We start from the raw sequence: 12,996 nt of genomic DNA, 5'->3' as shown, positions 1-12,996 counted from the left end.
GTGTTTCTTCTTATTTAAAGATATCTGAAATTCAGTATCTATAAGGAATTAAGACGTTTTTCAGAACTATGCTATTCATGTATAATGAGTAGCATAAATATTTTTTAAAGGAGGACAACTTAATGAGTTGGTTACATATTGCGGTCATTTTACCGTTAATATTCGCACTCATTATTCCTATCCTGTATAGATTTTTTAAACGTATACATTTAGGATGGTTCGTATTGCCTGTACCTATCGTTATATTTATCTATTTACTGTCTTTAATTCAAACGATGATGTCAGGTCATACTGTAATGAAAACCTTAAATTGGATGCCTCATTTTGGTATGAATTTTAATTTATATCTTGATGGCTTAAGTTTACTATTTAGTTTGCTTATTACAGGAATCGGAAGTTTAGTTGTATTATATTCGATTGGTTATTTAAGTAAATCTGAACAACTTGGTAATTTTTATTGTTATTTATTACTATTTATGGGTGCTATGTTAGGAGTAGTTCTATCAGATAATGTCATTATTTTATATTTATTCTGGGAATTAACTTCTTTTTCAAGCTTTTTATTAATTTCATTTTGGAGAGAACGCCAAGCATCTATTTATGGTGCGCAAAAATCCTTAATCATTACAGTACTAGGTGGATTATCTTTATTAGGTGGCTTAATTTTACTATCGTTATCTACTAATTCATTTAGCATTCAATATATGATTCAACATATTAGTGACATTCACAATAGTCCATACTTTATTTTTGCCATGATTTTAATCATGCTTGGTGCATTTACTAAATCAGCTCAATTTCCATTTTATATTTGGTTACCCGATGCAATGGAAGCACCTACACCAGTAAGTGCTTACCTGCACTCAGCAACAATGGTTAAAGCTGGATTATATTTAATTGCTCGCATGACACCAATATTTGCTATATCTGCTGGTTGGATTTGGACTGTTACTGTTGTCGGACTAATCACTCTATTTTGGGCATCATTAAATGCTACAAAGCAACAAGATTTGAAAGGGATCCTTGCATTTTCTACTGTATCTCAATTAGGTATGATTATGTCAATGCTTGGTATTGGTGCGGTGAGTTATCATTTCCAAGGCGCTAATAGTCAAATATACGCAGCAGCTTTTACAGCAGCAATATTTCACTTAATTAACCATGCAACATTTAAAGGTGCATTATTCATGGTGACTGGTGCAGTAGACCATGCAACTGGTACACGTGATATCAAAAAATTAGGCGGTTTATTAACAATCATGCCTATTTCCTTTACTATCACTGTTATTACAGCTTTAAGTATGGCTGGTATACCACCATTCAATGGTTTCTTGTCTAAAGAGTCATTCTTAGACGCTATGATTAATGTTACACATGCTAATATCTTTAGCTTAAATGGGTTAGGTATATTATTCCCGATAGTAGCTATTATTGGTAGTATCTTTACCTTTGTCTATTCTATTAAATTTATTATGTCTATTTTCTTCGGTCATTATCAACCGGAAAAGCTACCAAAACAAGCACATGAAGTTTCGCTATTAATGTTAATTTCACCAGCTATTTTAGCAATATTAGTTATTGTCTTTGGTTTATTCCCTGGAATATTAACCAACTCTATTATTCAACCGGCAACAGTTGCAATTAATCAGTCAACAATTGATAATATTGAGTTTCATTTATTCCATGGTATTACACCAGCGTTCATCTCAACATTAGCTATTTATATTACTGGTATCATACTCATATTAACGTTTAGCCATTGGATTCGCCTATTACAACAACAACCAACTCAATTAACTTTAAATTATTGGTATAACCGTAGCGGTGACTATATGCCTAGTATTTCTAAAAACATGACTGATAGCTATGTTACTGATTATTCACGTAATAATTTAGTCATTATTTTTGGTGTATTAATACTACTAACCGTTACAACATTATTAAGTGTGCCATTTCACGTAAGCTTTAAAGATGTAAGTCCGATCAGACTCTTTGAATTAGGTATAGTCGTTTTATTACTTAGTGCAGCATTCTTAATTGTCTTTGCTAAATCCAGATTATTTAGCATTATTATGTTAAGCGCTGTAGGCTATGCTGTTTCAGTACTTTTTATATTCTTTAAAGCACCTGACTTAGCTTTAACACAATTTGTAGTCGAATCCATTTCAACTGCATTATTCTTATTATGTTTCTATCATTTACCTAATTTAAATAGATACAATGAAAAACGTAGTTTCAAAATAACTAATGCACTTATATCTGCTGGTGTAGGTTTGGTCGTCATCGTCATTGGTTTAATTGCTTACGGTAATAGACATTACGATTCAATAGCTAAATATTATCAAGATCATGTATATGATTTAGCACACGGTAAAAATATGGTTAACGTCATTTTAGTAGATTTCCGTGGTATGGATACTTTATTTGAATCTTCCGTACTTGGTATTGCAGGATTAGCAGTTTATACAATGATTAAACTTAGAAAAAAGCCTAAACAACAAAGTGAGGTGAAAAATCATGAATAGACAACAAAATGATATTATCTTGCAATTTGCTGCAATTATTATCTTCTTCATGGTTATGATTTTTGGTTTTTCACTTTTCTTAGCTGGGCATTATACACCTGGCGGAGGCTTTGTTGGCGGTTTATTATTTGCCAGTGCGTTGGTTATTATCACAATTGCATTCAATATAGAAACAATGCGTAAAGTATTTCCGTTAGATTTTAAATTACTTATCGGTATTGGTTTAACATTTTGTGTCGGCACACCAATTGCTAGTTGGTTTATGAACAAAAATTTCTTTACACATGTCACTTTTGATATTCCAATACCTTTATTACAACCTATGCATATGACGACAGCAGTATTTTTTGACTTTGGCGTCTTATGCGCAGTGGTAGGTACTATCATGACAATTATTATTTCGATTGGAGAGAACGACTAGTGGAAATTATTATGATATTTGTTAGTGGTATACTCACAGCAATTAGTGTCTACCTCGTTTTGTCTAAAAGTTTGATACGAATTGTTATGGGTACTACCCTTCTAACACATGCAGCCAATTTATTTTTAATTACAATGGGCGGACTAAAACATGGTACTGTTCCTATTTATGAAAAAGGCATTCAAAGCTATGTTGATCCTATACCTCAAGCTTTAATTTTAACTGCCATTGTTATCGCATTTGCAACAACTGCCTTCTTCTTAGTATTAGCTTTTAGAACATATAAAAAATTAGGAACAGATAACGTTGAAAATATGAAAGGAGTGCCACAAGATGATTGAAAGTAATATGCTTGTTTTACCATTAGTCATACCACTTATCACAGCAATATTACTCGTCTTTATTGGCAAACGTCCTTTAGTAAAACGTTATGTTGCTTTAAGCGGTACCTTATTAACATTAATTATAGCTATAGTAAATTTAAGCTATGTTTTACAACAAGGCCCAATAAAAGTTGAATTAGGGTCATGGAAAGCACCATATAGTATTGTCTTTGTAGTAGATATTTTTAGTGCTTTACTCATTGTAATTAGTATTATCATTACAACTTTTATTATTTTATATTCATACCGTTCCATTGGTATTGAACGTGAAACGTATTATTACTATTTCTCAATGATGTTTATGTTAATTGGTATTATTGGTGCGTTTACTACTGGTGATATCTTTAACATGTTTGTATTCTTTGAAGTATTTTTAATGTCTTCTTATTTCTTATTAGTCATTGGTTCGACTAAAATCCAATTGCAAGAGACGATTAAGTATATCTTAGTTAATGTAGTATCTTCATCCTTCTTTGTTATGGGTGTAGCTATACTATATTCTGTTGTTGGAACATTAAATTTAGCTGATATTAGTAATAAATTGACAAATCTATCTTCTCACGACAGTGGATTAGTAAACATTGTTTTTATTATGTTTATTTTTGTTTTTGCTACCAAAGCTGGGGTCTTCCCAATGTTTGTCTGGCTACCGAGCGCCTACTATGCACCACCTATCCCTATCATCGCGTTTTTCGGAGCTTTATTAACAAAAGTTGGTGTATACGCTATAGCAAGAACCTTAAGTTTATTCTTTAGTGATTCAGTTAGTTTTTCACATTATGTCATATTATTTTTAGCTTTAATGACGATCATATTTGGTTGTGTTGGCGCTATAGCATACTATGATATTAAAAAAATCATTCTCTATAATATTATGATAGCTGTCGGCGTCATACTTGTTGGTGTTGCAATGATGACACAAGCTGGTATGATTGGTGCGATTTACTATACTTTACATGATATGTTAGTGAAATTATCGTTATTTTTATTAATTGGAGTTATGATTAAAATTACTGGCACAGCTGATTTAAGACAATTTGGAGGTTTGATCAAACGTTATCCTGTCCTTGGATGGTCTTTCTTTATCGCAGCATTAAGTTTAGCTGGCATCCCACCACTAAGCGGTTTCTATGGTAAATTTTACATCGTTCAAGCTACTTTTGAAAAAGGATTTTATTTAAGTGGTATGATCGTTTTACTTTCTAGTTTAGTTGTCTTATATTCAGTTATCCGCATTTTCCTACAAGGATTTTACGGTCAAGCTAAAGGTTATGATGTAAATAATAAAGTTAAAGTCACTTATTTAACGTCTATCGCTTGTATCTCTGTTGTTGTTATTGTGCTGTTTGGCTTATCTGCAGATTATTTATATCCAATCATAAAAGAAGGTGCACAAACTTTCTATAATCCAACAACTTATGTCAAAAGTGTCTTAGGAGGTAAATAAAATGGCAATTCAATTAGTACTTAACTTAATCATTGCTATCTTTTGGTTGTTTGTAACAAATAGTTACAATATGAACAACTTTGTACTAGGCTTTATTTTCGGCTTAATTTTAGTTTATCTCCTGCACAGAGTATTACCAGGTAGATTTTATATTATTACTTTATATCGCATTATTAAATTAATTGTAGTGTTTCTTATAGAATTAATTAAAGCTAATTTAGATGTCTTAAAAATTATTATTAAACCAACAATTAATAATCAACCTGGATTCTTTGTCTATCCAACCGATTTGACAACGGATTGGCAAATTGTCCTATTGTCTAACTTAATAACGTTGACACCGGGAACAGTTGTATTAGGAGTTAGTGATGATAGAAGTAAAATTTATATACATGCCATAGACTTTTCAACGACTGAAGAAGAAATTGCTAGTATTAAATCATCATTAGAGAAGATTGTTAGAGAGGTGGGCGACGAATAATGGATCATACAATAATTATAGTCATTGCTTTAATCATTGTAGTAATATCAATGTTACTTATGTTAATCAGGGTTATCTTAGGCCCATCACTTGCAGATCGAGTCGTTGCATTAGATGCTATTGGTCTTCAATTAATGGCTGTTATTGCTCTATTTAGTATTCTTCTTGATATAAGCTATATGATTGTTGTTATTATGCTAATAGGAATCTTAGCATTCCTAGGTACTGCAGTATTTTCTAAATTTATGGATAAAGGTAAGGTGATTGAACATGATCAACAACATCATGATTAGTATCTCACTTATCTTTGTTATTATAGGTGCATTGATTAGTGTTGTAGCAGCTATCGGTTTAATACGCTTAGAAGATATTTATTCAAGAGCCCATGCAGCTGGCAAAGCAGCTACACTTGGTGCTATGTCTCTACTTTTCGGAGCATTTTTATACTTCATAGCTACTAAAGGTACAGTAAATATGCAAATTATTATTGCGATTATCTTTGTTTTAATTACCGGACCTCTTTCTAGTCATATGATTATGAAAGCAGCATATAATACTAAAACACCCTATACAAAGAAGACAAAAATAGATGAAATTGAAAAAGACTTAAAAGATACTAAATTATAAAATTAGTTATTACTTAACTGTCAATGAAGTTAATTACCCTTCATTGACAGTTTTTTTTATCTTTCTCTTGTTGACTCTTTGTAATATACAGCTACTACAATTTATTAATGATTTTGAAAAAATATTTTATAGTTGAATGATCACAACATATTTATTATTACAGTGATTAGTGTACAAGGTTGAAAAGTTTATAACCGTACAAGCCTAGTTAAAAATCAATTGTAAAAAACTTTCTATATAATAGAAATACACACCTTCTTTTTCTAGTATTTTACAAAATTATTTGCGAAATTAGGCACTTTATATTATGATACTTTATAAATCGTAATTATTACGTTTTAAAAAACATAGAAAGAAGGTCTATTATGCATTGGACAATTATTGGCGGTGGCATACAAGGCACTACTATCGCTTTAAAATTATTATCTCTTGGTTTACCTATACATAAATTATCTATCATTGATCCCCACGAAAGACTTTGTCAAAGATTTGATGATTATGCTCATCGAATAGAAATGCCATATCTAAGATCACCAATTGTACATCACGTACATCCACAACCCTTTCATTTAAAACAATTTGCGAAAATAAATCATTATACTAATGCTTTTTATGGGCCTTATCAACGACCTGAATTAAATATGTTCATCAATCATGTTAAACAATCTGTTAGCAATGCTGATTTAAAACAATGTCATATCATGGCCACTGTCAACGCGATATCTCAACATCAAAATCAATGGTATCTTACATTAAGCAATCAGCAACAACTAATAACAGATTGTGTGATATTAGCGATTGGTAGTACTAATACACTCTATATTCCAGATGTACTCCTAAACCAAAAACATGTTACTCATATTTTTGATCATCAACTAAATGATGATATTTATCCATGTGTCGATCAATAGTTGGAAGTGGCATTACTGCAGCACACTTGTCTTTAAAATTATTACAGCAACATCATAATAGAACTATTCATTTGTGGCTTAATAAAGATTTTGAAATTCATGACTTTGATGCTGATCCTGCTTGGTTAGGCCCCAAAAATATGTCACCCTTTTTAAAAATGACAACTATGGCAGATAGATATCAAATTTTAATGCAAGAAAAGCATCCAGGATCAATGCCTCACGAATTATATTTAAGACTTAAGAAACATATTAATAATGGTTCACTTATCATTCATCGCGCACCTATCAAACGTGTTGATTCCATAAATCAAATGATTATAACAGACGATGAAAAAGTTAATTATCAACATATACTTGTTGCCACAGGCTTTGATCGTCATTTTATGACTCAACCTTTAATCAAGCAATTAGTTAACAACTGTCATGCTCCCTTAAATGACTGCCATTATCCATGTCTCAATCACGAGTTAGAATGGTTACCCAATTTATACGTAACAGGCTGTTTTGCAGATTTAGAATTAGGTCCTTTTGCTAGAAATATTATGGGTGGTCGAAAAGCAGCTGAGCGCCTTGAACAAGCATTTAATAAAAAGCAACAACATAGTGCTTAACAATAGCTGAATTTTCATAATCGAGTAGGAGGATAACCATTATTTGATTATCCGTCCTCTCACACCACCGAGCGTACGGTTCCGTACTCGGCGGTTCAATATCTTGCGTAAGCCGTCTCTGCGAGTTGGGTTAATGGTTCTAACCCCCACTTGTAGAGACGTTTTGTTGTAAGTGCACGATGAACTTCATGCGTTGATGATAAGCGCCAGTATTTCTTTCTTGAATTGGCAATTTTCATTGCACTCTTATGGTCAAGTCCATACTTACGTAACATCTTATATTTGGTTTTTATTCTTTTCCATCTTTTGAGGATTAGTTGTCTAATGCGTCGGTTTAACCATGATTGTAACTTCGTTACAAAACCTGTAATAAATCCTTTACCAAAGTAATTTATCCACCCTCGTGTTACTTGATTAATTTCTGATATAATCTCTTTAAAGGTACCTGGTCTATTTCGTTTCGTTAGACGTCTTAAGGTGCGTTTTAAATTTCTTCTTGCTTCCATAGTCGGTCTGAAACGATAAGTGCCATTTACTTTGGTCATTAGACAACTCAAGAACTTTAAACGTGTGATAGAACCTACCTTGCTCTTTTCACTATTTACAATAAGTTTAAGGTCTTTTTCGATAAACTTTGTCACACTTTCCATGACACGTTGACCCGCTCGTTTTGTACGTACAAAGATGACGAAGTCATCTGCATAACGAACAAAGCGATGACCACGTTTCTCCAATTCATTATCTAATTCGTGAAGATAAATATTACAAAGTAACGGGGAAATAACACCACCTTGCGGTGCACCTATTTCTCTACTTCGATAATTACCATTGAGGTCGATTGCACCAACCTGTAGGCTTCTACGAATAAATTTAGAAATGGCTTTATCTTGAACATGTCGTTCAAATAGATACATTAATTTATCATGGTTCAACATATCAAAGCACTGTTTTAAATCACAATCAACTGCAACTAAGTAACCTTCTTCATAGTATGTTGCACATTCTTTAAGTGCAGTTCCTGTACTACGATTCGGTCTAAAGCCATGACTGTGTTTTGAGAAAGTACGGTCGATACTAGGTTCAATGACTTGTTTAATGGCTTGTTGGATAACTCTGTCTCTTGCGACAGGGATTCCAAGCACGCGCTTTTTCCCATTTGATTTAGGTATTTCAACCTTTCTTACTGCTTGTGGCTTATACGTGCCATCAAGCAGTTTTTGTTTAATTTGTGGAAAGTATTTTGCGAAATGTGATGTTAATTCACTTACTCGCATGCCATCGATGCCAGGTGCACCGTTGTTTTTCTTCACTTTCTTAATTGCTTTTTGTATATTATTCTCTCTTACAACAAGCTCCATCATAGATGGAGACTCACGATACATTTCTTTCATTTCACCTAAGATTTACTGTACGCACTCATATATCCTTTTTCGTTCCACTACTTATCTTTCTATGAGTTGCCAATCATTAATTGTATTCTGTACGTTGTAAATCTCTAACCTCCATTCTTTACTTTGTATGAATATTGTTCAGTCCTTCAGTATTTCTACCTACTATGACCTCTGCTGACTTCTCATCATTCGTTATTACTACGATTTTTTTTATCGCTGATGAGACCTCCCCGGGTAAGAGTAACCACTTTCCACTCATTCCACTGCATCATTTACTATATAGAACTCGGGTAGTATCGGACTTTATCTTGTATTGCAGATTCATCCATTCCACATAGCCTTGTATGATATTTCTGTTCGTCAGTGCGAGTGTTTGCGTCCGACTTCCTTCAGATTCCATTTCACAATGGACACCCTTGTCTTTCGCTAACAGTTCCTACTACCAAGCCTGTAACGGACTTTCACCGTCTAGTAATTACCCATGCCGGGCGCACAATTAAAAAGAGCTTCTCCCTCACATGGATAAGCTCTTTTATAATATATAATACTTATTTAAATTTATTATTTTAATGCTTTGATAGCGATGGTCCCTCTCATGACACTGATTAATTGTCCTTGTTCATTAGTGATTTCTATATTCCAAACATGTGTACTATTACCTTGATGAATTATTTTAGCAGTAGCAGTAACACGACCATCTTGGGCAGAATGAATATGATTGGCATTCATTTCTAAACCTAATGGGATAAACTGGGTAGTATCAACTAAGTATGCTGAGCCTAAAGAGCATGCTGTTTCTCCTAAAGCAATCGTCGCACCACCATGTAAGTAGCCAAATGGTTGCTTCACCTTATCAGTAACGGGCATTGACATCACAATATAGCCATCTTCTTTATGGTCGACTGTCATTTCAAACGTTTCTAATAAATTCGTCATTTATTAATCACCTCTTCTACTTTATAATACCATCGCAGCTATAATACCAAAAATCATTAACGGTATATTATAGAATAGAAAGTTAGGTATACACGTATCTCTAATGTGGTCATGTTGGCCATCGACATTTAAACCAGCAGTTGGACCCAATGTTGAATCACTTGCCGGAGAACCAGAATCACCTAATGCACTTGCAGTACCAATCAATGCAATTAACGCCATAGTATCTAAGCCTATAGACACACCATATGGAATAAACAGTGACGCAATAATAGGAATTGTAGCAAAGGATGAACCAATACCTAATGTGACAATTAAACCTATAAGATACATGACTATAATACTAATTAATTTATTATCACCAGTGACATGTGTTAACACTTTAACTAATTCACCAATATCTCCAGTAGCGTTCATAACACCTGCAAAGCCATTTGCTGTTAAAATAACTACACCAATATAAGCCATAATTTTTATACCTTCAACAAATTTAGCATCTAATTCATACCATTTGTATGCTCGAGATAAGAAAAATACTAAGACTCCTGCTAATGCACCGAAAATCATTGATTTAGTAAATGTTTGAACAAGGAAAGTTGCCAATATAGCGACTACAGTGACTATTAGAATATAAGGTTTTAATTGTGGAATCATTTCTTCTTCTGAAATATTTCTATCTTCATATTCTCTCGGTTTACGATAAACGAACATACCAAAAATTAAACCTACGACATAACCCATTGATGGAATTAACATTGCTTTCCAAATCATATTAAATTCAATAGGATGGTTTGCTTTTTCAAAACCACTTTGAATAATTTGTTGGAAAATTTGTCCGAATCCATATGGTAATAACACATATGGGAAGCAAAGTCCAAATCCAATAACTAACCCTATTAATCGTCTATCAATTTTTAAATCATTGAATAAACTTAATAATGGTGGAATTACAATAGGAATAAATGCAATATGTACGGGAATCAAGTTTTGACTCATAATACTCATAGCTAATAAGGCAATTAGTATCACTACTTTTACTTTAATACGAGACCAACGACTATTTTCAGAATGTATAGCCTCAATAATCTTACCTACCAAATAATCTGTAATACCACTATACGAAATTAGTGCAGCAAAGCCACCTAATAAAGCATAACTTAGTGCTACCTCTGCACCATCAACAATGTTCTTACCAAAAACATTAATCACCTTTTCAACGCTCATGCCAGAAATTGTACCCCCAACAAGTGCGCTTATAAACAAGCTAATGACTACATTTAATCGGCATAAGCACAATATAATCATTAACAATACTGCTATTACCACTGCATTTATCATAATTTATCATCCTTTATCACTCTATCGAACTAAAGTGTTTATAAAATTTATCTTAGCAGTAGCTTATTCACCTGTCAACAGTAAATAGTCAATTATTAGAAATTTTAAAAAATACAAATTATAAATTAAATATCCCCATTAGTTATAACAGTTCATTAAATCTTATATTTCGGGTAGTTTAGTACAAACTACTATCTGTATTTACTATGTTGAACTTGATAGTACTGTCTAAATTACAAAATATCTATAAAACATATATTTAGCATCTATATTAGCTATTTTAATGTTAACAGCCATTGAATCAATGTGGTAATCAAGAAGCCACTAGCTCCCTTTGGTCCATTATAAGTGTCAACATGATTGGTTGCAGGACCAGTTATATCAAAATGAATGTATGGTGTGTTACCAGCAAAATGACAAATAAAACTAGCATCAAATAGTGTTTTTCCTTGTTGGCATTGATTTGTATCGTTAATTAAATCTGCAATGTCACTCTGTAAAATTAATTGTCGCTCAATTTTTGTTAATGGTAATTCATAAATCATTTCATCATATAAGTCAGCAACTTCTCGAATATGTCGGAGCATATCCTCACTCCGTTGTTGGAAAACAGCCGCTTTATCACTACCTAATGTTGCAATAATTTCTTGAGATAAAATAGCGATATCAATCATTAATTGAGGTTGAAACTGATTAGCATATTGAACAGCATCTGCTAATAATAAGGTGCCAATATCATCATTATTCGCAATTTCTATTGATTCACCACTGATTCCCGTATAAATATCATTAAGTTTTATCACATTTTGTCGATTATCTGCACAAGCAATGATAGCAACAATATTAATAGGCAACTTTAATTTATTAACAGCTTCAACTATCGCTACTATAGTAGCTGCTTCATTCATATTTGTACTAATAAGTTGTTTTGAATGATTATTACTACTATATCCGTTGTTAACTTGATAGGTTAAACCTTTACCTACAAATGCTATAACAGGTTTCGTCTTATTAGTACCATTATAAGTTAACGTAATTAAACTTGAATGATTGCTACTACCTTGTCCAACTGCTTGAATTAAGCCAAACCCTTCAGTCACAATATCATTTCCAGATTTAACATCAACAGTAACTGCAGAATTTTCAAAACGTTGTTGAATATCATGTGTAAAATCTCGAGGCGTTAAAATGTTAGATGGAACTTGACTCATATAACGTACTAAATTAATTGCTTGCCCAATTATTTGTCCATGTTGAATTATAGAAGTATCAATATCTTTGTTACTTTGTAAGTAAATATCCAAATTAAACGGTGCTCTTTTATTTGAAGAATAATCATCAAATTGATAAATTGATCGCTCACTTTGTAAGCCACAACTAAATAACATGTCGTTATTTTTATTATATTTAGTAATCAGACTATCTAATATTAAGAAACTATTAACAATATGTTCGTCTTTCATATATTGAAATAAGGTGCCCCAAATATTTAGCATATCCGCATATTGTAAATTTTTTAAATTACCTAGGCCTATTGTTACTAATCGTTTGTATTTACCATCAATCATTAGCGCTGTTGAATATATTTTACCTAAAGTACTTCCTATGATATGTCGATGTTTAAATATTTCTAATGTTGCTGTTAAATCTTCGTTTTCAAAAATGATTGGCTCTATTTGATTAAAATGATCTGGCACACCAATAATAACAGTGTCTAAATTGTTAATATGTGTATTCGTTTCATTTATTTTAAAATTTATTGCCATATAGACTCCTTTTAACCTTTGATTAATGTTTATTGTTACATATATTATCTCATTCTACTATCAATAAAATCCATAAATTAAAGTACCATTTAGTTATTATTAAAAGTTAAATACTTAATGGAATGTATAGGTTCTGTCTCAAGTTTGACTGATACG

The 12,996-nt window shown here is 32.3% G+C and carries 11 protein-coding genes and 1 pseudogene; 8 read left to right on the top strand and 4 right to left on the bottom strand.

All coding sequences use genetic code 11. The features are described 5' to 3' along the window. The first annotated feature begins 122 nt into the window (after positions 1-122). The 8 genes and pseudogenes from J3R86_RS03895 (at position 123) to J3R86_RS03860 (ending at position 7,409) form a co-directional block, all read left to right on the top strand. Positions 123-2,525 (top strand): Na+/H+ antiporter subunit A, encoded by a 2,403-nt coding sequence (locus J3R86_RS03895; RefSeq protein ID WP_207518129.1) that lies wholly within the window; start codon positions 123-125, stop codon positions 2,523-2,525. After that, positions 2,518-2,946, top strand: coding sequence for a Na(+)/H(+) antiporter subunit B (mnhB1, locus tag J3R86_RS03890; RefSeq protein WP_207518128.1), 429 nt, complete (start codon positions 2,518-2,520; stop codon positions 2,944-2,946). The genes J3R86_RS03895 and mnhB1 overlap by 8 nt, the downstream gene beginning before the upstream one ends. After that, entirely contained in the window at positions 2,946-3,287 is a 342-nt protein-coding gene (gene mnhC1 / locus J3R86_RS03885; RefSeq protein ID WP_207518127.1) for a Na(+)/H(+) antiporter subunit C, read from the top strand. Before mnhB1 ends, mnhC1 begins: the two co-directional genes overlap by 1 nt. Then, entirely contained in the window at positions 3,280-4,776 is a 1,497-nt protein-coding gene (gene mnhD1 / locus J3R86_RS03880; protein WP_207518126.1) for a Na+/H+ antiporter subunit D, read from the top strand. Before mnhC1 ends, mnhD1 begins: the two co-directional genes overlap by 8 nt. 1 nt (position 4,777) lies before the next feature. Next, the gene (mnhE1, locus tag J3R86_RS03875; RefSeq protein WP_207518125.1) at positions 4,778-5,257 is read left to right on the top strand and encodes a Na+/H+ antiporter subunit E; all 480 of its coding nucleotides are present in this window, start codon (positions 4,778-4,780) and stop codon (positions 5,255-5,257) included. Then, positions 5,257-5,550: a Na(+)/H(+) antiporter subunit F1 gene (gene mnhF1 / locus J3R86_RS03870; protein WP_207518124.1), complete on the top strand. Its 294-nt coding sequence runs from the start codon at positions 5,257-5,259 to the stop codon at positions 5,548-5,550. The genes mnhE1 and mnhF1 overlap by 1 nt, the downstream gene beginning before the upstream one ends. Further along, entirely contained in the window at positions 5,528-5,884 is a 357-nt protein-coding gene (gene mnhG1, locus J3R86_RS03865) for a Na+/H+ antiporter subunit G1 (protein WP_207518123.1), read from the top strand. Before mnhF1 ends, mnhG1 begins: the two co-directional genes overlap by 23 nt. Positions 5,885-6,249: 365 nt before the next feature. Continuing rightward, a pseudogene (locus J3R86_RS03860) lies at positions 6,250-7,409 on the top strand (FAD/NAD(P)-binding protein). A 95-nt stretch (positions 7,410-7,504) separates the two neighbouring features. Here the strand turns inward: J3R86_RS03860 and ltrA are convergent. The 4 genes from ltrA to J3R86_RS03840 form a co-directional block, all read right to left on the bottom strand. Next, a complete protein-coding gene (gene ltrA, locus J3R86_RS03855; RefSeq protein ID WP_207518488.1) occupies positions 7,505-8,791 on the bottom strand; it encodes a group II intron reverse transcriptase/maturase in 1,287 nt (428 codons plus the stop codon). Between the two features lie 570 nt (positions 8,792-9,361). After that, on the bottom strand, positions 9,362-9,736 hold the full coding sequence (locus J3R86_RS03850) for a PaaI family thioesterase (protein ID WP_207518122.1): 375 nt from the start codon (positions 9,734-9,736) through the stop codon (positions 9,362-9,364). A gap of 21 nt (positions 9,737-9,757) precedes the next feature. After that, a complete protein-coding gene (locus tag J3R86_RS03845; protein ID WP_207518121.1) occupies positions 9,758-11,074 on the bottom strand; it encodes a Na+/H+ antiporter family protein in 1,317 nt (438 codons plus the stop codon). Between the two features lie 275 nt (positions 11,075-11,349). Further along, a complete protein-coding gene (locus J3R86_RS03840; RefSeq protein ID WP_347563486.1) occupies positions 11,350-12,834 on the bottom strand; it encodes a leucyl aminopeptidase family protein in 1,485 nt (494 codons plus the stop codon). Between the last annotated feature and the right edge of the window lie 162 nt (positions 12,835-12,996).

Source organism: Staphylococcus simiae, assembly GCF_017357005.1.
In the GTDB taxonomy this organism is placed as follows: domain Bacteria; phylum Bacillota; class Bacilli; order Staphylococcales; family Staphylococcaceae; genus Staphylococcus; species Staphylococcus simiae_A.
The sequence above is the reverse complement of the archived record's forward strand: the minus strand, read 5'-3'. Positions and strand labels throughout refer to the sequence as shown.